General features: G+C 62.5%; 18 protein-coding genes and 2 pseudogenes. 6 read left to right on the top strand and 14 right to left on the bottom strand.

What is annotated here, in order from left to right:
• Positions 1 to 193 precede the first annotated feature (193 nt).
• The 5 genes from DV532_RS23185 (at position 194) to DV532_RS23165 (ending at position 7,194) form a co-directional block, all read left to right on the top strand.
• A complete protein-coding gene (locus tag DV532_RS23185) occupies positions 194 to 1,828 on the top strand; it encodes a glucan biosynthesis protein G (RefSeq protein ID WP_120715392.1) in 1,635 nt (544 codons plus the stop codon).
• A complete protein-coding gene (gene mdoH, locus DV532_RS23180; protein WP_056794470.1) occupies positions 1,821 to 4,394 on the top strand; it encodes a glucans biosynthesis glucosyltransferase MdoH in 2,574 nt (857 codons plus the stop codon). Before DV532_RS23185 ends, mdoH begins: the two co-directional genes overlap by 8 nt.
• A 233-nt stretch (positions 4,395 to 4,627) precedes the next feature.
• Positions 4,628 to 5,425, top strand: a complete 798-nt coding sequence (locus DV532_RS23175) for a transporter substrate-binding domain-containing protein (RefSeq protein WP_056796637.1) — start codon at positions 4,628 to 4,630, stop codon at positions 5,423 to 5,425.
• Between the two features lie 79 nt (positions 5,426 to 5,504).
• Positions 5,505 to 6,467: an amino acid ABC transporter permease gene (locus DV532_RS23170; protein WP_056794472.1), complete on the top strand. Its 963-nt coding sequence runs from the start codon at positions 5,505 to 5,507 to the stop codon at positions 6,465 to 6,467.
• Positions 6,460 to 7,194 (top strand): amino acid ABC transporter ATP-binding protein, encoded by a 735-nt coding sequence (locus DV532_RS23165; protein WP_056796640.1) that lies wholly within the window; start codon positions 6,460 to 6,462, stop codon positions 7,192 to 7,194. Before DV532_RS23170 ends, DV532_RS23165 begins: the two co-directional genes overlap by 8 nt.
• Before the next feature lie 113 nt (positions 7,195 to 7,307).
• Here DV532_RS23165 and DV532_RS31295 read toward each other — a convergent pair whose 3' ends face one another.
• The 13 genes and pseudogenes from DV532_RS31295 to ubiE all read right to left on the bottom strand — a co-directional run bounded on the left by DV532_RS31295 (position 7,308) and on the right by ubiE (position 17,613).
• Complete coding sequence (locus DV532_RS31295; protein ID WP_372340013.1) at positions 7,308 to 8,012, bottom strand: methyl-accepting chemotaxis protein; 705 nt, start codon at positions 8,010 to 8,012, stop codon at positions 7,308 to 7,310.
• A 150-nt stretch (positions 8,013 to 8,162) separates the two neighbouring features.
• Positions 8,163 to 9,251, bottom strand: a pseudogene (locus tag DV532_RS31290) (methyl-accepting chemotaxis protein); the annotation flags it as partial.
• A 226-nt stretch (positions 9,252 to 9,477) separates the two neighbouring features.
• A complete protein-coding gene (locus tag DV532_RS31285) occupies positions 9,478 to 10,191 on the bottom strand; it encodes a methyl-accepting chemotaxis protein (protein WP_372340012.1) in 714 nt (237 codons plus the stop codon).
• A gap of 141 nt (positions 10,192 to 10,332) precedes the next feature.
• Positions 10,333 to 11,277: pseudogene (locus tag DV532_RS31280) on the bottom strand (methyl-accepting chemotaxis protein); the annotation flags it as partial.
• 218 nt (positions 11,278 to 11,495) lie between these two features.
• On the bottom strand, positions 11,496 to 12,203 hold the full coding sequence (locus tag DV532_RS23150) for a 16S rRNA (uracil(1498)-N(3))-methyltransferase (RefSeq protein ID WP_056794478.1): 708 nt from the start codon (positions 12,201 to 12,203) through the stop codon (positions 11,496 to 11,498).
• Entirely contained in the window at positions 12,200 to 12,988 is a 789-nt protein-coding gene (gene tatC, locus DV532_RS23145; RefSeq protein ID WP_056794480.1) for a twin-arginine translocase subunit TatC, read from the bottom strand. Before tatC ends, DV532_RS23150 begins: the two co-directional genes overlap by 4 nt.
• Positions 12,985 to 13,362, bottom strand: a complete 378-nt coding sequence (gene tatB, locus DV532_RS23140) for a Sec-independent protein translocase protein TatB (protein WP_056794485.1) — start codon at positions 13,360 to 13,362, stop codon at positions 12,985 to 12,987. The genes tatC and tatB overlap by 4 nt, the downstream gene beginning before the upstream one ends.
• 3 nt (positions 13,363 to 13,365) lie before the next feature.
• Positions 13,366 to 13,638 (bottom strand): twin-arginine translocase TatA/TatE family subunit, encoded by a 273-nt coding sequence (locus DV532_RS23135; RefSeq protein WP_056794487.1) that lies wholly within the window; start codon positions 13,636 to 13,638, stop codon positions 13,366 to 13,368.
• Between the two features lie 163 nt (positions 13,639 to 13,801).
• Positions 13,802 to 14,137 (bottom strand): phosphoribosyl-ATP diphosphatase, encoded by a 336-nt coding sequence (locus DV532_RS23125; protein WP_056794489.1) that lies wholly within the window; start codon positions 14,135 to 14,137, stop codon positions 13,802 to 13,804.
• Position 14,138: 1 nt separating this feature from the next.
• Entirely contained in the window at positions 14,139 to 14,531 is a 393-nt protein-coding gene (gene hisI, locus DV532_RS23120) for a phosphoribosyl-AMP cyclohydrolase (RefSeq protein WP_056794490.1), read from the bottom strand.
• Between the two features lie 72 nt (positions 14,532 to 14,603).
• The gene (gene ubiB, locus DV532_RS23115) at positions 14,604 to 16,223 is read right to left on the bottom strand and encodes a ubiquinone biosynthesis regulatory protein kinase UbiB (RefSeq protein ID WP_056794492.1); all 1,620 of its coding nucleotides are present in this window, start codon (positions 16,221 to 16,223) and stop codon (positions 14,604 to 14,606) included.
• Complete coding sequence (locus tag DV532_RS23110) at positions 16,220 to 16,843, bottom strand: SCP2 domain-containing protein (RefSeq protein ID WP_056794494.1); 624 nt, start codon at positions 16,841 to 16,843, stop codon at positions 16,220 to 16,222. Before DV532_RS23110 ends, ubiB begins: the two co-directional genes overlap by 4 nt.
• Positions 16,843 to 17,613, bottom strand: coding sequence for a bifunctional demethylmenaquinone methyltransferase/2-methoxy-6-polyprenyl-1,4-benzoquinol methylase UbiE (ubiE, locus tag DV532_RS23105; RefSeq protein WP_056794495.1), 771 nt, complete (start codon positions 17,611 to 17,613; stop codon positions 16,843 to 16,845). The genes DV532_RS23110 and ubiE overlap by 1 nt, the downstream gene beginning before the upstream one ends.
• 124 nt (positions 17,614 to 17,737) lie before the next feature.
• Here ubiE and DV532_RS23100 point away from each other — a divergent pair, with 124 nt between their 5' ends.
• A complete protein-coding gene (locus tag DV532_RS23100; RefSeq protein ID WP_056794496.1) occupies positions 17,738 to 18,013 on the top strand; it encodes a polyhydroxyalkanoic acid system family protein in 276 nt (91 codons plus the stop codon).
• 13 nt (positions 18,014 to 18,026) lie between these two features.
• Here DV532_RS23100 and DV532_RS23095 read toward each other — a convergent pair whose 3' ends face one another.
• A complete protein-coding gene (locus DV532_RS23095; protein WP_056794498.1) occupies positions 18,027 to 22,760 on the bottom strand; it encodes a DUF6543 domain-containing protein in 4,734 nt (1,577 codons plus the stop codon).
• Positions 22,761 to 22,876 lie beyond the last annotated feature (116 nt).

Raw genomic sequence — 22,876 nt, 5'->3', positions numbered from 1 at the left:
CCGTTTGGGGAATCATTACGCCCTCACGGGGTCCGAACAGTGCTCGCCAACCCGGCATTTGTCGCTGGCCGTTGGTTTCATGATCTGTTTTCGGCGAGGGTTGCTCGTGATTGTTAGTCCCCAAAAAGCATCAAGAATCCCCGGCACCGGGCTGCGCAAGGTCCTGGCGGCCAGTGTGGCACTGGTCGGCCTGATGAGCGCGGGCCAGCTGTGGGCATTCAATCTTGACGATGTTGCAGCCAAGGCAAAGGATCTGGCCGGCCAGAAGTACGAAGCACCGAAAAGCAACCTGCCGGCGGTATTCCGTGACATGAAGTTCGCGGACTACCAGAAGATTCATTTCCTGCAGGAAAAGGCCGAGTGGGCCAAGGACAAGACCCCGTTCAAGCTGTCGTTCTATCACCAGGGCATGCACTTCGACACCCCGGTCAAGATCAACGAGGTCACCGCCTCCAAGGTCGAGGAAATCAAGTACGACCCGAACCGCTTCGAATTCGGTGACGTGCCGCACGACCCGGAAACCACCAAGAACCTGGGTTACGCCGGTTTCCGCGTGCTGTACCCGATCAACAAGGCCGACAAGCAGGATGAAATCATGACCCTGCTTGGCGCCAGCTATTTCCGCGTGGTCGGTAAGGGCCACGTATACGGCTTGTCGGCCCGTGGCCTGGCCATTGACACCGCGCTGCCGTCGGGCGAAGAGTTCCCGCGCTTCACCGAGTTCTGGGTCGAGAAGCCCAAGCCGGCCGACAAGCACCTGGTGATCTACGCCCTGCTGGACTCGCCGCGTTCCACGGGCGCCTACAAGCTCATCCTGCGTCCAGGCGCCGACACCGTGGTCGATGTGCAGTCCCGTGTGTTCCTGCGTGACCAGGTCAGCCGCCTGGGCATTGCCCCGCTCACCAGCATGTACCTGTTCGGCCCCAACCAGCCGTCCAAGGTCCTCAACTACCGCCCGGCCCTGCACGACTCCGAAGGCCTGTCGATCCACGCCGGCAACGGCGAGTGGCTGTGGCGCCCGCTGAACAACCCGAAACACCTGGCGGTGAGCAACTTCAGCGTCGAGAACCCGCGTGGTTTCGGCCTGATGCAGCGTCAGCGTGCCTTCAGCGACTACGAAGACCTCGATGACAACTACCAGAAGCGCCCGAGCGCCTGGATCGAGCCGAAGGGTGACTGGGGCAAGGGTACTGTCGACCTGGTCGAGATCCCGACTGCCGACGAGACCAACGATAATATCGTGGCCTTCTGGAGCCCGGAGAAGCTGCCTGAGCCGGGCAAGCCGTTCGAATACGCCTACCGCCTGCACTGGACCATCGACGAGCCGAAGTTCCAGGCCGCCGAGCTGGGCTGGGTCAAGCAGACCCTGCGTTCCACCGGCGACGTTAAACAGTCCAACCTGATCCGCCAACCAGACGGCAGCGTGGCCTTCCTGGTCGACTTCGCCGGCCCGGCGCTGGCCGCCCTGCCGGAAGACACTGCCGTGCGCAGCCAGATCAGCGTGGGCGACAACGCCGAGGTGGTCGAGAACAACCTGCGCTATAACCCAGAGAGCAAGGGCTGGCGCCTGACCCTGCGGCTGAAGATCAAGGAAGCCAACAAAGCGACCGAAATGCGTGCCGCGCTGGTGCGTGATGTACCGGTCGAAGCCGCCAAGCCTGCCCAGGACGCCAAGCAGGACAAAGCTGCAGCCAAGCATGCCAAGGCCGAGAAAGCCGCCAAGGCCGAACAACCTGCCGCCGATGCGGCACCCACCAACGGGACCCCGGCCACCACCGAGAAAGTGCTGACCGAGACCTGGAGCTATCAGTTGCCTGCCGATGAGTAACTCAAACGCAAGGCCAGTATCGCTTGGCGAGTACCTGGCTCACTTACCACTGAGCGACGAGCAGCGAGCAGAACTCGCCAACTGCTCGTCCTTCAGTGAGCTGCACCAACGCCTGGCGGCCAACCCTGCCGCCAACCCTGCCGAGGCCGTACAGGCCTCGGTGGGCCCGCGCCTCACCGTGGGCAGCGCCGCCGAGCTGGAAGACGCCGAGATGCTCGGCGTCGACGGCAGTGGTCGGCTGTGCCTGAAGATCGCCCCGCCGATCAAGCGCACCAAGGTGGTGCCCGAGCCTTGGCGCACCAACGTGCTGATCCGCATGTGGCGGCGCATGACCGGCCGCCCCAATGCGCCGCAGCCACCCAAGCGCGAGCTGCCGCCGGCACGCTGGCGCACGGTTGGCTCGATCCGCCGGTACATCCTGCTGACGCTGATGATCGGCCAGACCATCGTCGCCGGCTGGTACATGAAAGGCATCCTGCCTTACCAGGGCTGGTCGTTCGTCGACTTGGACGAAATCCTTCGCCAGCCGCTGTGGGACACCGTCGTGCAGGTGTGGCCATATGCCCTGCAGACTTCCATCCTGATTCTCTTCGGCATCCTGTTCTGCTGGGTGTCGGCGGGCTTCTGGACCGCACTGATGGGCTTCCTCGAGCTGCTCACCGGGCGGGACAAATACAAGATTTCGGGTAGCAGCGCCGGCAACGAGCCGATCGCGCCCGAGGCGCGTACCGCGCTGGTGATGCCGATCTGCAACGAAGACGTGCCGCGGGTGTTCGCCGGCTTGCGCGCAACGTTCGAGTCGGTGGCTGCCAGCGGCAACCTCGACCGTTTCGATTTCTTCGTGCTCAGCGACACCAACGACACCGATATCGCCGTGGCCGAGCAACAGGCTTGGCTGGACGTGTGCCGCGAAACCAAAGGGTTTGGCCGCATCTTCTACCGCCGCCGCCGGCGCCGGGTGAAGCGCAAGAGCGGCAACCTCGACGACTTCTGCCGTCGCTGGGGGGGGGAGTACAAGTACATGGTGGTGCTCGACGCCGACAGCGTCATGAGCGGCGAGTGCCTGAGCAGCCTGGTGCGCTTGATGGAGGCCAACCCGGACGCCGGTATCATCCAGACCGGGCCGAAAGCTTCGGGCATGGATACCCTGTATGCGCGCATGCAGCAGTTTGCCACCCGCGTGTACGGCCCGTTGTTCACCGCCGGCCTGCACTTCTGGCAGCTGGGCGAGTCGCACTACTGGGGCCACAACGCGATCATCCGCATGAAGCCGTTCATCGAGCACTGCGCCCTGGCGCCGCTGCCAGGTAAGGGTGCGTTCGCCGGTGCAATCCTGTCTCACGACTTCGTCGAAGCCGCGCTGATGCGCCGCGCCGGCTGGGGCGTGTGGATTGCCTACGACCTGCCGGGCAGTTATGAAGAGTTGCCGCCCAACCTGCTCGACGAGCTCAAGCGCGACCGCCGCTGGTGCCACGGCAACCTGATGAACTTCCGCCTGTTCCTGGTCAAGGGCATGCACCCGGTGCACCGTGCGGTGTTCCTCACCGGGGTTATGTCGTACTTGTCGGCGCCGCTGTGGTTCCTGTTCCTGGTGCTGTCGACTGCACTGCTGGCGACCAACACCCTGATGGAGCCGCAGTACTTCATCGAGCCATACCAGCTTTACCCGCTGTGGCCGCAGTGGCACCCGGAGAAGGCGGTGGCATTGTTCTCCACCACCATCGTGCTGCTGTTCCTGCCCAAGCTGCTCAGCATCATCCTGATCTGGGCCAAGGGCGCCGTCGAGTTTGGTGGGCGGATCAAGGTCACCCTGTCGATGCTGATGGAGATGCTGTTCTCCATGCTGCTGGCGCCGGTGCGGATGATTTTCCACACCCGCTTCGTGCTGGCCGCGTTCCTCGGCTGGGCCGCGACCTGGAACTCGCCGCAGCGCGACGACGACTCCACGCCGTGGAGCGAAGCCGTGCGCCGGCATGGCCCGCAGACCCTGCTGGGTATTGCCTGGGCGGCGCTGGTGGCCTGGCTGAACCCGAGCTTCCTGTGGTGGCTGGCGCCCATTGTGGGGTCGTTGGTGCTGTCGATTCCGGTTTCGGTGATTTCCAGCCGCACTCGCCTGGGCCTGGCGGCCAAGGACGAGAAGCTGTTCCTCATCCCCGAGGAGTACGCTACCCCGCAAGAGCTGCTGGCTACCGACCAGTACACCCACGAAAACCGCTGGCATGCCCTGCATGACGGCTTCGTCCGGGCTGTGGTCGACCCGCGGCAGAACGCCTTGGCCTGCGCCATGGCCACTGCCCGTCATGGCCAGGCGGCACCCATCGAGGCACTGCGTGCCGAGCGTGTGGCCAAGGCGATGGAGGTTGGGCCGCAAGGGCTGGACCTCAATACTCGCCTGGCCCTGCTCAGCGACCCGGTGGCGCTGAGCCGCCTGCACGAGCAAGTGTGGGCTCAGCACAATGCGGCGTGGATCGATGTGTGGCGTGCGTCGATCAACAACGACCCGCATTCGCCGCTGTTGCCGCTGCACCCGGAGAATGAAGGCCAACCGGCACTCGTCGGCGCCTGACCCGGCCTATTCGCGGGCAAGCCCGCTCCTACAGGGATACACATTCCCCGTAGGAGCGGGCTTGCCCGCGAAGCTTTTAACGCCTTCCCCCGATTTTGGCCAACAAAGTCCCCCCCGGCTCTAGGTCCCCGGCCCGCCATGCGTTAGCATCCCTCTCCGATAGGACGCATCGGCCAGTACGGCCGTGCCAACAATAAGATTCGCTACTTTTCTTGCTAGGGGACTTGGTGATGATCAAGAAATACCTTTCACGGCTGCTGGTCGGTGTCACCGCCCTGGTCGCCGTGACGGCGGCTCAGGCGGGCGCCATCGATGACGCGGTCAAGCGCGGCACCCTGCGGGTGGGCATGGACCCAACCTACATGCCGTTCCAAATGACCAACAAGCGTGGCGAGATCATCGGCTTTGAAGTCGATATCCTCAAAGCCATGGCCAAGTCCATGGGCGTCAAGTTCGAGGCAGTTTCCACCGCCTATGACGGCATCATCCCGGCCCTGCTCACCGACAAGTTCGACATGATCGGCAGCGGCATGACCCTGACCCAGGAACGCAACCTGCGCCTGAACTTCAGCGAACCCTTCATCGTGGTCGGCCAGACCCTGCTGATCCGCAAGGAACTGGCGGGCGAGATCAAGTCGTACAAGGACCTGAACAACGAGAAGTACCGCCTGACCTCCAAGCTCGGCACCACAGGCGAAATGGTTTCCAAGAAGCTGATCGGCAAAGCCAAGTACCACGGCTACGACAACGAGCAGGAAGCGGTGATGGACGTGGTCAACGGCAAGGCTGATGCCTTCGTTTACGACGCGCCCTACAACGTGGTGGCCGTAGAGAAAGCCGGCGCCGGCAAGCTGCTGTTCCTCGAAGAACCCTTCACCTACGAGCCGCTGGCCTTCGGCCTGAAGAAAGGCGACTACGACAGCGTCAACTTCATCAACAACTTCCTGCACCAGATCAAGCACGACGGGACCTACGATCGTATTCACGACAAGTGGTTCAAGAACAAGGACTGGCTGAAGGAAATGGAGTAAGGCCCAGGCCACAAGCCCGGCTTTATGACCTCGACGCGCAGGCAAACCCTGCGCGTTCGCATTTACGGAAGTACCCCACGTGATCAAACACAAGAAAGCCCAATGGCCATGGCATGGGCTGACCGCCCTGGTCCTGGTGGGCCTGGCGTTCAGCCTGTACATGGCCACCTCGATGATTTCCTACGAGTGGCGCTGGAACCGCGTACCCCAGTACTTCGCCTATAAGGCCGAGGAAACCCAACGCGCGGCCAGCTACGGTAGCGTGCAGGAGATCGTCATCTCCGGCGATAACGCTCGCGTTACGCTGAAGGACGAAAGCGGTGCAGAGCAAGTGCTCGATGTGGCCAAGGACAGCCTGCAATTGAGCCGCGGCGACGATGTTGCCGAAGGCGACCCCATTGGCGTTACCCGGCACTGGGCAGCTGGCCCGCTGGCTTGGGGCCTGTGGACCACCTTGTGGATTTCGGTGGTGTCCGGGGCTTTCGGCCTGGTGATCGGCCTGTTCGCCGGCTTGTGCCGGTTATCGAACAACCCAACCCTGCGCGACCTGTCGACGGTGTATGTTGAACTTGTACGCGGCACGCCGCTGCTGGTACAGATCTTCATCTTCTACTTCTTCATCGGCACCGTGCTCAACCTGTCCCGCGAATTTGCCGGGGTAGCCGCACTGGCGCTGTTCACCGGTGCCTACGTGGCCGAAATCGTTCGTGCTGGCGTGCAATCGATCGCCAAGGGCCAGAACGAAGCCGCCCGCTCGCTAGGCCTCAACGCGGGCCAGTCGATGCGCCACGTGATCCTGCCACAGGCCTTCAAGCGTGTGCTGCCGCCGTTGGCCGGCCAGTTCATCAGCCTGGTCAAGGACACCTCGTTGGTGTCGGTGATCGCCATCACCGAGCTGACCAAGAGCGGCCGTGAGGCCATCACCACCTCGTTCTCTACCTTCGAGATCTGGTTCTGCGTGGCAGGCTTGTACCTGCTGATCAACCTGCCGCTGTCGCACATTGCCAGCCGGCTCGAGCGGAGGCTTGCGCAAAGTGATTGAAGTCCGTGACCTGCTGAAAGTCTTCGACACCCGTGGCCACGTGGTACGGGCTGTGGATAACGTCACCACCCAGGTGGCCAAGGGCGAAGTGGTGGTGGTGCTCGGCCCATCGGGTTCGGGCAAGTCGACCTTCCTGCGCTGCCTCAACGGCCTGGAACATTTCGACCAAGGCCATGTGGCCATCGACGGCCTGCAGTTGGCCGACCCGAAAACCGACATTAACGCCTACCGCCGCGAAGTCGGCATGGTGTTCCAGCACTTCAACCTGTTCCCGCACATGACGGTGTTGGAAAACCTGTGCCTGGCGCAGAAGGTGGTGCGCAAGCGCAACAAGGCCGAGCGTGAAGCCAAGGCCCGGGCGTTGCTGGAAAAGGTCGGCATTGCGCAGAAAGCTAACGAGTTCCCGTCGCGGCTTTCCGGTGGCCAGCAGCAGCGGGTAGCCATTGCCCGGGCCTTGGCCATGGACCCGAAAGTGATGCTGTTCGACGAGCCGACCTCGGCGCTCGACCCGGAAATGGTCGGCGAGGTGCTGGATGTAATGAAGACCCTGGCCCAGGAAGGCATGACCATGGTCTGCGTTACCCACGAAATGGGCTTTGCCCGCGAAGTAGCCGACCGGGTGCTGTTCTTCGACCATGGCAAACTGCTGGAAGACTCAGCCCCGGCTGCATTCTTTGCCTCGCCCAAAGACCCGCGTGCGCAGGCGTTCCTGCGCCAGGTGCTGTAACCGCTGGGGGCGCTTTGCGCCCCATTCGCCGGCAGCTCCCACAGGTACTGCATAGATCTCGACCTCTGTGCTTTCTTGCCGGCGATAGGGCTGCAAAGCAGCCCCCGACAATCTCAAATGCTGAACCGCCCGACCATCCCCCGCAACTGCTGCCCCAGCTGCTCCAGCTCCCCACTCGAAGCCGCCGTCTGCTCACTGGCCGCACTGGTCTGATCCGAAGCGTCTCGCACATTCAGCACACTTCGGTTGATCTGTTCGGCGACCACGCTCTGCTCTTCGCTGGCAGTAGCGATTTGCTGGTTCATGCCCTGGATGCTAGATACCGTTTCGGTGATTTGGCTCAGCGCGTGCCCAGCCCTGCGGCTTAGATCCACGCTTTGCTCGGTCAGGCTCTTGCTGCTATCCAGTAAGCGGGTCACTTCGTCGGTACCGTGGTGCAAGCTGTCGATCAGTTGGCCAATCTCCTCGGTCGCCGTCGAGGTGCGTTGGGCCAGACCGCGAACCTCATCGGCAACCACGGCAAAACCGCGCCCGGCTTCACCCGCCCGTGCCGCTTCGATCGCCGCGTTCAGCGCCAGCAGGTTGGTCTGCTCGGACACCGACTTGATCACATCGAGAATGCTGCCGATGCGCTGGCTCTCGCCGGCCAGGTGTTGCATGGCCGCCAAGCAATGGTCCATTTGGCTGGCCAGTTGCTCGATACGGCCGATGGCTTCAGCCACCACCTGGTCGCCCACCTGGGCCTGCTGGTCAGCATTGGTTGCCGCGAACGAGGCCTGCTCGGCGTTTTGCGCCACCTCTTGCACCGTCGCACTCATCTGGTTCATGGCGGTGGCCACCTGGTCGGTCTCTTCGCGCTGCAGGTTAATGCGCAGCTTGGTGTCTTCGCTGGCAGTTGCCAGTTGCGTGGCGGCCTGGGTCAGGTGGCCGACGCCTTGGTCGATGCCGCCGATTAGCTCGCGCAAGCTCAGGGTCATCTCACGCATACTGGCCTGCAACTGGCCCATTTCGTCGCGGCGTTGCACGGGCTCGACCTGGCTCAAGTCGCCCTTGGCGATCCGTGCGGCGACGGCCAGTGTCTGGCGCAGGGGTTGGGTGATTTGCAACGTAATCAACCAGCCGGCGAGCACCCCCACGGCCAGCGCCAGCAGGGCGACGCTGGTTAGCAGCGAGCGGGCGGCCAGGGCTTCGCTGTCGCGTTGCTCGATTTTGCGCTCGCTCAGCTCAACGCTGACGGCGCGCAGTTCATCGCCCATTTTTTCCATGCTGCTTTGCAGCTGTTCGACGCGGATGGCACTGTTGCGATACTGCTTCAGGCTCGTTCGGTAGTTGTTCAGCGCGATACCCGGTTGCTCGGTCACAGACCGTGGCAGGTTCAGCGGTGCAATGCCGCGTAGCAATTGCCCGAGGGCAGTGTCAGCGGCATCCAGTGCGCTGTCGCCCACGCTGGCGAAGCCTTCGATCGGCGAGAAGGTGTAGGCCGGTACCAGGCTTTGTTGGTTGGCGCTGTCGACATGCCTGCTGAGGGTGTCCATCAGCCCCAGCACACTGCCTTGCTGGCTGTCGGCGGGCATTTTCAACAGGGCTTGGGTCTGCAACTCGTCGATGACCGCCGCGAGCTTTTCTTCCTGTGCCTGCATGGCCTCGCGGCGGGCAACTCGCTCGCTGACGGCACGCTGCAGTTCGGCGAAGTCGTTGCGCAGACGCTGCAGCAGTTCCAGCTTCTGGGTCAGCATTTGGCGTGATTCATCGACATGGCTGCGTTGCTGCAGGGTGGTCAGCATGCTGTTCAGTTGTTCGAGGACAGTGGCGATACGGGCCTTGCTGGCGTCATCGTTGAGCACTCGGTAGGTGATACGTTCCGCGCGCAGGTCTTTGGTCAGGTCATTGATCCGGCCGATTTCGCTGAGCTGTTCTGAACGGATAATGGCGCCATCCAGCGCACGCCAGCCGCTAACGGTGGTGGCCAGGGTAAGCAGCAGGACCACGGCAAAGCCGAGGGCAAGCTTGGCCGCGACACTGATGTTGCCAAGCTTGCGGTTGAGGTAGCCGAGCATGGTGAGTCTCCGTGCAATTGAGAGAGGGGATGCGGGCGCATTGCCAGCATCACACCTCAGCCCATCGGCAGCGGAGCTGTAGGACTTGACCTGATAATCAGGTAGGAAATTTCACTGCAACAAGTAGGAAATTTTACCGGTATTGCGCAACGCTCAAAGCCTGCGCAGTACCGGTAGGAGCGGGTTTACCCGCGAAGAGGCCAGTTCAGGCGCCCACTTCCAAAGATCAAAGCCTGAACCGCCCCACCAACCCCTGCAAGTGGGTGCCCAGGCGTGCCAGCTCCACGCTGGAACTGGCCGTTTCTTCACTGGCCGCCGAGGTTTGGTCAGAAATATCCCGTACGTTCATCACGCTGCGGTTGATCTCTTCGGCCACGGCCGTTTGTTCCTCTGCCGCAGTGGCAATCTGCTGGTTCATTGCCTGGATCGACGACACCGTCCGGGTAATGGTTTCCAACGAGCTGCCGGCACGGCGGGTCAGTTCGACGCTGCTGTCGGTCAGCTGGCGGCTGTTGTCCATCACACTGGCTACACGCTGGGTGCCGCTTTGCAGGCCGGCAATCAGCTCTTCGATCTCTTCGGTCGACTGCTGAGTGCGCTGGGCCAGGCTACGCACTTCGTCGGCCACCACGGCAAAGCCACGCCCGGCCTCACCGGCACGGGCGGCTTCGATGGCAGCGTTGAGGGCCAGCAGGTTGGTTTGCTGGGCCACCGATTTGATCACGTCAAGCACACTACCGATCTTGTCGCTTTCGGCCTTGAGCTGGTTCATCGCTTCGCTGGAGTTGACCACTTCACAGGCCAGGCGCTCGATCTGCGCCACCGCTTCGCCTACCACGCGGTCACCTTCGCGGGCTTGCTGGTCGGCCATCAAGGCGGCCTCCGAGGCTTGCTCGGCATTGCGTGCCACTTCGTGCACGGTGGCGGTCATCTGGTTCATGGCGGTTGCCACTTGGTCGGTTTCGACCTTCTGGTTGTTGACCCCGGCACTGGTCTGCTCGGTTACCGCCGACAGTTCCTCGGCAGCGCTGGCGATTTGCGTGACGCCATCGCCGATGCCGCCGATCAGTTCGCGCAGGCCCTGGGTCATGCGCTGCATACTGGCTTGCAACTGGCCCAGTTCGTCGCGGCGTTGTACCTGCAGGTCCTGGGTCAGGTCGCCATTGGCCACGCGTTCTGCGGCGCGCAAGGTCTGGCGCAGTGGGATGATGATCTGCCGGGTGATAGCCCAGGCCGCCAGCAGGCCCAGGGCCAGGGCCAGGGCAGTGGCAGCGGCGAGCAGGGTCTTGGCCTGGGCCGCCCCCGCGTCGCGCACCGCGGTTTGTGAAGTGGTCATCGCCTGGCTGGTCTGCAGCAGTACAGTGCCCTGCTCGGCCATGCGCTGTAGGGCTTGATCACTGGCGGCCTGGGCGTTACCGAACTGGCTGACCGCATCGCGGTAACCGGCCATAGCGGTGGCGGCATCGTCCAGGCTAGCGGCATGCTCTGCAGCCACCTTGGCCGGCAGCGCGCGTAGCTCGGTGAGGGCCTGGTCGATGGCCTTCAGCGCCGTTTGCTGGAATTCGGCATTGCCGCTGTAGGTGTAGCCGCGTACCTGGAAGCGCGCCTGCTGCAACAAGGCACTGACTGCTACCGCGTGCTGGTACTGAGTGATAACGCCACTTTGCAGCAGGCCCCGTTGTACCCGCTCGACCAGCTCCACGGCCTTGTCGGCGCTGTCGCCCAGCATGTCACGGCTGGCTTGGCGGCGCTGGCCGGCTTGCTTCAGTACGTTGAACGCCTGCTGGTAGGTGTGCACGGCCTCGCGCTGTTGCTCCAGGCGCTGGCGGTCGGCTGGGTGTTCGATCTGCCCGAGCATCAGCTGCACCTGGCGGTCGAGGTTGGCCAGGGCTTTATCCAGTTCCGCCACCGAGGCTTCATCACGGCGCCGCTCGTAATGCTGGCGGGCGATGCGCAGTTCCTGGGTGTACTGCTGGATGACCGAGATGTTACCGAGTTTGTCGCCACGGTCGATAATGCTGTCCATGCCCAGCCAACCGGCAACGGTGATGGCCAGGGTCAACAGCAGCACCAGGCCGAAACCCAGCCCCAGTTTGCGATTGACGCTCATATTGCCCAACGATTGGGCGAACCATTGATACATGTACGACTCCCCGGCGACTTGGCAGCACAATTAGCTGTTGTGTTGCCAAGGCCATCGGCCTGGGGGCGGGAAACTTGATGGCAAAAAAGGCGGCGTTAAGGTCAGAAAATACGCGAAAGCAGCGCCGTTACCGCCGTCTCCACCCGCAGGATGCGCTCGCCCAGCTGCACTGGCGCCAGGCCTGCCTTGCCCAGCAGGTCAACTTCGTAGGGGATCCAGCCGCCCTCGGGGCCAATGGCCAGGGTCACGGGCTGCTGCACAGCGCGCGGGCAGGCGGGGTAGGGGCCGGGGTGGCCTACCAGGCCCAGCGTGCCTGCAGCTATGGCGGGCAGGCGGTCTTCGACGAAAGGCTTGAAGCGCTTTTCGATGAGCACCTCGGGCAGCACCGTGTCGCGCGCCTGCTCCAGCCCAAGGATGAGGTTATCGCGCACGCTGTCGGGGTGCAGGAATGGCGTTTGCCAGAAGCTCTTCTCAACCTTGTAGCTGTTCAGCAGGATCAACCGCGGCACCCCCAGGGTGGCCACGGTCTGGAACAGCCGACGCAGCATTTTTGGCCGCGGCACCGCCAGCACCAGGGTCAGCGGCAACTTGGCCGGTGGCTGCTGGTCGAAGGCGACTTGCAGTTCGGCTTCGTGCTTGTCCAGGCGCAGCACCGTGGCCTTGCCCATCAGGCCGTTGATGCGGCCCACGCGCAAGTTGTCGCCGACCAGCACGCGGTGGATTTCCTGCATGTGGGTAAAACGCCGGTCAGTGAGAACGACGCGGTCGGCCGAGACGAAGTCGGCCTCTTCAAGGAGCAACAGGTTCACGGTTGGGTCGCTGGTGGCTGGTCGTTGTGGTCGTCGGCGGTTTCATCGTGGGCACTGCGCTTGCGGATCAGGCTGCCGCACAGCACTCCAATCTCGAACAACAGCCACATAGGAACGGCGAGGAGGGTCTGGGAGAAGATGTCCGGCGGGGTGAGGATCATGCCGACCACGAAGCAGCCGATGATGACGTAAGGGCGAACCTTCTTCAGGTACTTCACGTCGACTACGCCGATCCATACCAGCAATACCACCGCCACCGGGATTTCAAAGGCTACGCCGAAGGCGAAGAACAGCGTCATCACGAAGTCGAGGTAACTGGCGATGTCGGTCATCATCGACACGCCTTCTGGGGTGGCGGCGGCGAAGAAGCTGAACATCAGCGGAAACACTAGGAAATAGGCGAACGCCATGCCGGCATAGAACAGCAAGATGCTCGACACCAGCAATGGAATGGCGATGCGCTTTTCATGGCGGTACAGCCCAGGCGCAACGAAGCCCCAGATTTGCTGGAGGATGAACGGAATGGCCAGGAACAGCGACACGATCATGGTCAGCTTGAACGGCGTGAGGAACGGTGAGGCCACGTCGGTGGCGATCATCGTCGCATTGGCCGGCAAGTGCTCGCGCAGCGGCGCGGAGACCAGGGTGTAGATCTGCTGGGCGAAGGAGAACAGCCCGGCAAAGATCAGGAAAATGACGGCAACGCAACGCAACAGGCGGGTGCGCAGTTCGGTCAGGTGCGATACCAGCGGCATCGGCTGGTCATGTTCCGGGTTTTCGCTCATGGGGCTCGCGGCGGTTGAGGCGCTTCAGAAGGCGTGGCTGGGGCGGCCGGTGTTTCGACTGGCCTGGCTTCGAGCCCGACGGGTGGCTGCACACTGGCCGTGGTTACAGGCGGCTGCGCCGGTGGTGCCATCGGGTTAAGGATGCGCTTGGCTTGCTCTTCCATCTGCAGGATGTGCTCATTGTGCAGCTGGCGGCGGATGTCATCGGCGCCGATTTCGCGCTCCACTTCCATCTTGATGCTGTTGAAGCTGCGCTTGAGCCGGCCAATCCACAGGCCTGCCGTGCGCGCAGCACCCGGCAGGCGCTCGGGGCCGAGCACCAGCAGGGCGACCAGGCCTACGAGCAGCAGCTCGCTGAAACTGATGCCGAACATGGGTCAGTCTTTCCGCTGCGGCTCTTGGACAGGCTGGGCCTGCCCTTCGATGGTGTGGCCTTGCTGCGGCTGCGCAGTGTTTTGCACCGGCGGCGCAGGCTGGGCCGGTGGCGGAGTTTGCTCGGCCGGCTTGTTCTCTTCTTCGTTCATGGCCTTGCGGAAGCCCTTGATCGACTCGCCCAGGTCGCTGCCGAAGTTTTTCAGCTTCTTGGTGCCGAACACCAGGACCACGACGACCAGCAGGACGATCCAGTGTTTCCAGTCAAAGATACCCATTGCGTACTCCTGAAATTGTGTGTTCAGCAAATCGTTCCGGCGGCGCGGCCCCTGTGGGGGCGGGCGGGCCTGCGAACACCGGCACAGCCGGTGCCTTGCACCGCGTCACATTCTTCGCGGGCAAGCCCGCTCCCACAGGGCGCGCGGCGCGCCAGAAAATACATCAGGCAGATGGCTGGCGTGCGGCCTTCTCATCATGCCCGGACAGGCCGAAGCGGCGGTCCAGTTCATCCAGCACTGCTTGCGGATGCTGGCCCAGCGCGCTAAGCATCACCAAGCTATGAAACCACAGGTCGGCAGTTTCATAGATGACATCGCTGCAATCTTTGCTCACGGCAGCATCTTTGGCGGCAATGATCGTCTCGATCGACTCTTCGCCGAGTTTTTCGAGGATTTTGTTCAGGCCCTTGTGGTACAGGCTGGCCACGTAGGAGCTGTCGGGGGCCGCTTGCTTGCGTTCTTCAAGCACTTCGGCCAGGCGGTCGAGGGTGTCGCTCATGTCAGTGTCCTGCGCTGTAGATGGCATCCGGGTCCTTCAGGACCGGGTCGACGGTTTTCCACTGGCCGCCTTCGTAGACGCGGTAGAAGCAGCTTTCACGGCCGGTATGGCAGGCGATATGGCCCAGTTGCTCAACCATCAGGATGATCACGTCGGCATCGCAGTCCAGGCGCATTTCATGCAGCTTTTGCACATGCCCAGACTCCTCGCCCTTGCGCCATAGCTTGCCACGCGAACGCGACCAGTAGATGGCACGTTGCTCGGTGGCGGTCAGGGCCAGCGATTCGCGGTTCATCCAGGCCATCATCAGCACGCGTCCGGTCTTGTGGTCCTGGGCGATCGCCGGTACCAGGCCATCGCTGTTCCACTTGATCTCGTCCAGCCAGTCTTTCATCGTTGACTCCCAAGCGGGCCCGCTCCTGTGCCGGGCCCTTTACGCTAGTGTGCCAGCCACGGGCGCGGCTGGCTATTGGCGCACGATCAGGTAAAGGCCTGCGGCCAGCATCAGCCAGGCCGGCCAAGCGGCAGGGGCGGCCAGGCTGGCGGCTTCAGCGGCGCCCGCGGCCAGTACCGCGCCCCCCCCGAGCAGGCCAGCACCCAGCAGGCGTAGTGCCCAACGGTCGCCTTGGCGGCGGCGCTCCGGCAGTTGCGGGTCGTGCAGATGCGGCTGTGACAGGCGCTCGAGCAGGTCGCGGGTCATGCCGGCCAGGTGCGGTAGTTGCTCCACCTGGCTGTGCAGGTTGCCGAACATGGCCTTGGGGCTATAGCGTTCGCGCATCCAGCGTTCGAGGTAGGGCTTGGCCGTGCTCCACAGGTCCAGGTCAGGATAAAGCTGACGGCCTAGGCCTTCGATATTCAGCAGCGTCTTCTGCAGCAGGACCAGTTGCGGCTGCACTTCCATGTTGAAGCGCCGGGCGGTCTGGAACAAGCGCATCAGCACCTGGCCGAAGGAAATATCCTTTAACGGTTTTTCGAAGATCGGCTCGCACACCGTGCGGATCGCCGCTTCGAATTCGTTGACCTTGGTGTGGGCAGGCACCCAGCCCGAGTCGATGTGCAACTGGGCGACGCGACGGTAGTCACGCTTGAAGAAGGCAATCAGGTTGCGCGCCAGGTAGTCTTGGTCTTCGGCGGTGAGGCTGCCGACGATACCGCAGTCGATGGCAATGTACTGCGGGCTCCAGGGTTTGACCGTGCTGACGAAGATGTTGCCCGGGTGCATGTCGGCGTGGAAGAAGCTATCGCGGAACACCTGGGTGAAAAACACCTCCACGCCACGTTCGGCCAGCAGCTTCATGTCGGTGCGCTGGTCGGCCAGGGTGGCCATGTCGGTCACTGGCACGCCGTAGATGCGTTCCATCACCAGCACCTTGGGGCGGCACAGGTCCCAGTAAACCTGGGGCACGTACATCAGCTCGGAGCCTTCGAAGTTGCGCCGCAGCTGGCTGGCGTTGGCCGCTTCGCGCAGCAGGTCGAGCTCGTCGTAGATGGTTTTTTCGTAGTCGCCGACGATTTCCACCGGGTGCAGGCGGCGGGCGTCGGCCGACGCGCGTTCAGCGCCCTTGGCGATCAGGAACAGCCAGGCCAGGTCCTGGGCAATTACCGGTTTCAGGCCTGGGCGCACTACCTTGACCACCACCTCTTCGCCCGTTTTCAGGCGTGCGGCATGCACCTGCGCCACCGAGGCCGAGGCCAGCGGCTCGACGTCGAAGCGGCTGAACAGTTGCGCCACCGGGGCGCCCAGCTGTGCCTCGATCAGCGCCACGGCCTGCTTGGGGTCGAATGGCGGCACACGGTCCTGCAGCAGCATCAACTCATCGGCGATGTCGTTGGGCAGCAGGTCGCGACGGGTGGACAGCAACTGGCCGAACTTGATGAAGATCGGCCCCAGGTCCTGCAGGGCCAGGCGCAGGCGCGCGCCGCGGCTGAGCTCGGACGGCTTGCGCGGCAGCCAGCGCCACGGCATCAGCAGGCGCAGGCTCATCAGCCACCAGGGCAGCGGCAGGTCGAACAGCAAGTCATCGAGACGGTAGCGGATCACCACACGTTGGATGCGAAAAAGACGGCGGACGGCGAGCAGCTTCATGCGTTATCGCTGGTATCAAGGGGGCGGGAGAGGCGCTTGAGGCGCGCCTCGAGGCGTTCTGTATCGAGCTTGAGCGCGTCGAGTTCACTGAAGGCGGCTTCGGCTTCGCGTTTGCCGACCAAGGTACGAGACTCTTCGGCCAGGTATTCGGACAGGTTCTGACTGAAGCGCGCCAGGCCCTGGCGGGTCCAGCGTGCGCGCAGGCGGATATGGCCGGCAATCATCGCCGTGGCGACCGGGCCAAGCCAGCGTTGCAACTCGTGCTCCCAGTCCAGCTCCAGGTCTTGCAGCACGCCGAACAGGTCGAGCAACACGGCACTGTCGCCGTGCAGTTCGACCTGCGGGCTGTGCAGCACGGCGGTCTTGTCTTTGGCCAAGGCCAATTGCGCCAGGCTGCCGGCCGGGGCGCGCAGGCTGCAGTCGACCTCGCCTTGCCAGTGGCCGGCGAGCATCAGGCCCTCTTCATCGGGCAGGATGAACACCTGCAAGGCCGGTTGGCGGCAGTCGATCTCGATGACCTTGCCTTCCAGCGCGGCCAGCCGCGGCAGGGCCGTGCTGTCCATGCGCAAGACGCGGTTCAGGCCATGTTCGACGCTGGCGAGCAACCCGGCCAGCAGCATCAGGGCTTGATCCCCCGGTGCACGGCAACGATGCCGCTGGTCATGTTGTGGTAGGTGACACGGTCGAAACCGGCGTCGACCATCATCGCCTTGAGGGTTTCCTGGTCGGGGTGCATGCGGATCGACTCGGCGAGGTAACGGTAGCTTTCGGAGTCGTTGGTGATCAGCTTGCCGGCCAGCGGCATGAAGGCAAACGAATAGGCATCGTAGGCCTTGGACATCAGCTTGTTGGTCGGTTTGGAGAACTCCAGGATCAACAACCGGCCACCGGGCTTGAGCACGCGCAGCATAGAACGGATGGCTTCGTCCTTGTGGGTGACGTTGCGCAGGCCGAATGCAATGGTCACGCAGTCAAAGTGGTTGTCCGGGAACGGCAGTTTTTCGGCATCGGCCTGGACGAACTCGATGTTGCCGGCCACACCACGGTCCAGCAGGCGGTCACGGCCAACCTTGAGCATCGAATCGTTGATGTCGGCCAGCACCACCTGCCCGGTCGGGCCGACCAGGCGCGAGAATTTCGCTGCCAGGTCACCGGTACCGCCGGCAATGTCCAGCACGCGGTTGCCGCTGCGCACACCCGACAGCTCGATGGTAAAGCGCTTCCACAGGCGGTGCATGCCGCCGGAAAGCACGTCGTTCATCAGGTCGTACTTGGCCGCTACCGAGTGGAACACTTCGGCGACTTTTTTCGCCTTCTGGCTTTCAGGGACGTCCTGGTAGCCGAAATGGGTGGTGGGTTCGGCGTGGTCGCCTTTGCGCTGGTCGTTCATATCGCTTCACCGGAAAAAATTACCGCCATTCTAGGGCGAACGGGCGGATTTGTCTTGGCGGGGTGTGCCAGGGGGCAGGGGCGGGCATAATGCCCATTATGTCTACATCTTCAGGAATGCCTGCATGACCCAGATCAGCGTCGAACGCAAACACTCCCTCGGCCGCGATGCCGCCCGCGCCAAGGCCGAAGCGCTGGTGGACAAGCTGACCCGTGAATACGACCTCAAGGCCACCTGGAACGGTGATCGCGTCGACGTGGCGCGCAGCGGCGCCAACGGCAGCGTGCACATTGGCGAGGACAGCATCCGCGTGGAGCTGAAGCTGGGCATGATGCTGTCGGTGATGAGCGGTACCATCAAGGGCGAGATCGAGCGGGCGCTGGACAAAGCCCTGACCTGATGGCACGGCAGGTTTAGCCTGCGGGGAACGGGATGAGGTCCTTGACCTGTTCGTATTTCAGGTCGCCACGGTAGACCTTGAGTCGTTCCTGCGGGCTAAGGGCATCTTCGAGTTGTGCATCGCGTGTCTTGGCCGTGGCGAACTTCAAGTGGCCCTTGGCAAAGTCTTTGGCCAGGCTATCGTGGTGCGTGTAGTGGAAGTGAGCCTCCCAAAGTATCCCGCGGCTCGCCGCGTCTGTCCGGTAGAGGGTATAGACGTCCAGAAAGTCATGCGGGCCCAGCTGGCGGCGGATGACCGTCTGCTTGATCTCGACCAGTTGTTGCTCCAGCAGGAAGCGCAGCGCCTTGCTGTCAGGATGACGGGTGCTGAGGTAGAGGGTTTTCAGCCGCTCGCGCTTGACGGTTTCCAGGCGCGTGATGGCGCTATTGAGGTTTTCCAGAAGGGCCGGGCTGGACTCGCGTTCCAGTTGGGTCACCACCGTGGCCAGTTTCTCGATGTGATGGTCCAGAACGTCGGTCAGGCTGTTGGGTGCGTCGTCGAAAAGCCTGGCACGGGCAATTTCGGCGTCCGTTTCCGCAACCAGGCGGGTACCCAGGCTGCGCAAGGCTTTCTGGCTGGCTCCAGGTTGCGCCTGTAGCTCGACCCATGTGCTGCCGTGTGCTTCAAACTCTGCGATCGGCCGCCTGGCGACGGGATCGTACTGCACGGCCCTGCCGTCCTTGAGCGCCTCATCAACCAGCAGCGTCTTGTGCCGGGTGGTTCGGATCACCCGTAGCTTGGCGCGGGGCGTGGTTTGTGGCCGGGCGGGAGGCGCCGGCCTGACGGCGGGCCAGTTGGCGTGTTGCTCAGCGTCTCGGCGGGCGTTGGCGTTGTCCAGCGCCCGCTCCGCCATACGTTTCACAACCGATAGCTCTTTGGCGAAGGCGCGCAGGTACTCGTGGTTCCAGGCTGGGTGGTTGAAGCCCAACAAGTACTCGGTTGTACCCAGGCTGGTAACGTACTGTTGCAGGCTGTTCTCAAGAATGGCGATTTGATCGTCCGCCGAGGCGTCCGCGCGCAGTACGCCGTCATGGCTGAGCAGTGCTTGATGCATGTCCTTGTTGCGCAGGTTCTGTTGCTCCTGGTACATGCTGTCGATGCTATCCGCCGTCAGCTGTGCACGGTCCAGGGTCAGCGCCTGCAGGTCGGTGAGGATCTGGGCATGCACGATCAGCGTGGAGTAGGGGCGCGACTCGGTGATGTTCTTCAGGTGACTGGCTTTGTTCGGGTACACGATTCGAGGGTCCTCCATCGCTATTGCGATGTTGTCATCGAGCCGTTGGCTGACAGCCAGTATGCGTCGATGAACTGCCAGGCCGCTGTCTCGAAGCGTGCGATAGGCGGTGTAGGCATCGCGCTCAGCGGGGGTGGCTGGCAGTTTTACAATGGTCGCAGCCTGTGCATTGATGTCGTCGTAGCTGACTTGCGACAGCAAGCGTGAGTAGAGCTGGGTATCGCTTGTGATCAGCGTCTCGTACCAAAGGCCGATTTCCGCTTGGTAATTGACAGTACTGAATCGCTGCAGAGCGGGCGTTTTCAGCAGGTCGATAAGCTCGATATTCGATTGCAGCAAAGGCACGCGTTCTTCATACAATTTACTGGCGGCCCTTATTGTGTCGGCGTGCTCCGCTCTCAGCCTGTCCCGCCTTGCTCGAATGGCCGCCATTTCGCTGGATTCGCCGGGCACATCGTGGCCGTGCTGCTTGCGATATTCGGTGGCTGCTCGGGAATAATCGATTTCGACCCTGTCCAGCGCCTGCAAAGACATCAGGTTGCTGTTGATCATGCGGTCGCGTTCTTTAAGCGGTGGCTCATTGGCCAGCAAACGGTTGGTCAGCCTGATGTACTCGACCTTGTCCGGGGTCTTGACCGGCGAGCCCCCGGCCAAGTTCAGGGTGATGGACCACTCACCGTTCCAGCGGCTGATCCACGGCCCCTTGACGCGTGCTCGACCGACGATGTGGTAGCCATCGTCCGTTCCACCCAGGCCAACCCAGTCGCCCTTGCTCGTGTCTGGGCCGACGATGCGTACGCCGTCCCAGCTCTCCTGCACCTCATAGGCGGCGCCATCAAGTTTCACGTAAAGTTGCCCATCAACCTTGTACAGCCCTCTCAGGCGCCCTTTGCTCAGTGGCGCGTGGCTTTGCAGCGACAGCCTGGCCTGAAGCCGCCGCAGGGCCTGGCGCCGTTCTGCAGGCAGATTATCCAGCCGTTGGCGATTACCCCAGTGGACATCACCGAGGTGAACGTGTTGCTGTTCATGGACGGTCTCCTCCCAGCTGTGTTGCTGGGCAGGCTCGGCGCCCTCTGCGAGGCGCAAGCCAGGCGCTGCGGGCTCGGTGAAGGGCAACGTGGAAGGCCCTTCGGGGCTGGCTACGGCAGCCTCGCCACGGTTGGCCAGAAGCATTGCGAGGTTGGTCAGCAGGTCGGTAGCGGCCATGATCCGGGCGTCTTCGCTGCCGTTGGCCAGCGTGTCGATGTCATCCTTGGCAGCCGACAACGCCAGCACTAGCCATGTCACACCGGCCAGGGGGCCGCGCCAAAGCAGCGTGACGGTGTTGAAAATGGCCCACGCAGCCTGCTGCATCAGCAGCCACTTGAGCTGGGCATTGGAAACGCTGCGTTGGGATGCCAGGTGCAGCATGGTGTCCACCCGGGCATCCAGCAAATGGCTGTCGAGGTCGCTGTCGGGCCAGGCTTTGAACGTAGCCTTTACCGGTTGCCTGAGGTTTTCCAGCACGGTCGCCGTCAGCGCCGTTTCGGGGCTTAGCAAATGTGCCAGGCTGAGCAGGCCAGCATGCAGGTGCGGGCGGTTGAAACCATCGTTTCCGTAAACCGCCAAGGCGCTGTCGTCCAACGCGTCCAACACGCTTTGCTGCAGATCGGGGTTGCATCGCACGTCGTCCATCAACAGATCGAGGCTGGAGAATTGCAGTAGGCTTTCGTCAGTGTGGAATGGCCGATAGAGCACCCAGCCTTGGCTGCTGGGCAGTTCGATCAGAAACATACCATGTGCTCGGTCACTGGCCGAGGAGCCAGGTGCACTGTGAAAGGCCAGTGGTGCAATGCGTGGCCGCTTGAACACATCTATGGCTCCGGCGCAGAAATCCAGCAGTGTTTTGCAGGCGGCTTCATCAAGCTGGCCTTCGATACTGGCTTTGAGTACGTTGAAACGCAGGCATTCTCGCCATTCCCAGGCGTATTGGGTGATGCGCTCTGCCTTTCGTTGCGGAGCGTTGATCTGCGTTTTCACGTACGTGGGGTACGTGCCTCCAATGTCGACCTGACGGATCAATGTTTCGACATGGCGGATGTTCAGCCAACCGGTGTGGGGCTGGCCGTGGGCTTCGCCGATGCGCGTTATTACTTCACCAGGCTGCAGGCGGGAGATGGCCAGTGCGGTCAACGTCTCTTCGCGTAGGTAGAGGCTTTGCGGCTGCCCAGGCATGGAACTGGCGAGGACCTTGTGGATGATGATGAAGGTCTGGTCCGGGTCGTAGGGTGTTTTATCAGGGTGGCTCAGCTGCAGCTGTTCGCACAGGCGGCGTCGGGTGTAGCGCTGGATGTCTTCGATATCACCGAGCGAAGTGCTGCCCCTGGCTTGCCCCTGGCTAGCGGCCAGGTCGAGAAGCGCGGCATGGTACTCGAAGCGCTGCTTTGTGTCGGCTTGCTTAAGCCACGTCGGCAGCCCGATGTCTGGCAGGCCTGGTACCTGGCAGGGCTGATCGAGGAAAAAGCGTGAAGGGTCACACGCGTCGGCGAACAGTCGCTCAATCGCGCCGACAGAAGCCACGCCGGCAAGGCTCAGGCGCTTGAGGTCGGCCAGCATGCTGTTGAGCAGTTGCGTGGCCTGGAACGCCTGCGGTGCTTCAGTCAGCGGCTGCTTCGCCCAAAACAGACGGTCAAAGCGATAGCGCTCAGCAAGTTCGGCCTGCAGCGCGGCAGCGAAGGCCGTCAGGTTGGCGAAGCCGCGAATGATGCCGGAGGGTTTGCACCACAGCACCCTTTGGCTTGAGTTCTGCGTCGAACTCAGTAGCAAGTCCGGCAACAACCGGTGCCAGGTCTTGTCGCCTTCAGTGAAGGTGACTTGCACTGCACAGATATTTACCGCTTTGTCAGCGCCGTCGAGCATGGCGTAGAGGATGTCTGCGTCGCCGGCGTTCAGGCTCTGGCGAGGGATATTGTTCAGCAGTGCAGCTTTGATGATGAGCGCCAACCCATGCAGACGGGACGTATCGGAATACTCATCAAAGCCGTTCCAGAAGCTGATCTGCGCTTGCACGAAGGCTTCCGGGAGTGAATTGAGCACGTGCTCGAAGTCGCTGCTCAGTTTCAACGGGTCGAGGTTGATTTGCGGTTGCCGGGCACTGTTGGCACCTTGTTCCTGAGCGCGGAAGACCAACGGAGGGGCAATGCTCAGCGCGTCTGTCGCCGCCAGTTGCAGTGGTTTGCCAGTCAGCAGTTGCGCCAGCAGTTCGTCCAGCAAGTTGCTCTGCCGAGCATTCTCTGGAACGGACGAGGCGTGCAGGATCGAGAACCCATCGAGTGAGGCGAGCTGTGGGTAATTGCCTGCAATCATCGGATAGCGATCGACAAGTGCTCTGAAACCTTGCGCTGCCAGAACAGCGCGCAGAGTCGGGCGTTTGCTGAAGCTGCTGCTTACCAGTCGCTTGAAGGTGGTTATTGAAGAGGCAGCGTCATCGGTCATGGGGAGGGCTCCGGTTGAATGAAGCTCGCCAAGCTAATGAGGCGCTCGCACGTGTCGGGTGTATATGGATACCGCAGCAAAGACCTTAGGGTGAGGTTTCTAATTTTTCTCCCTAC

This window comes from Pseudomonas sp. Leaf58, assembly GCF_003627215.1.
Lineage (GTDB): Bacteria > Pseudomonadota > Gammaproteobacteria > Pseudomonadales > Pseudomonadaceae > Aquipseudomonas.
Note: the sequence above shows the minus strand (reverse complement) of the source record. Positions and strands in the feature narration are given on the sequence as shown.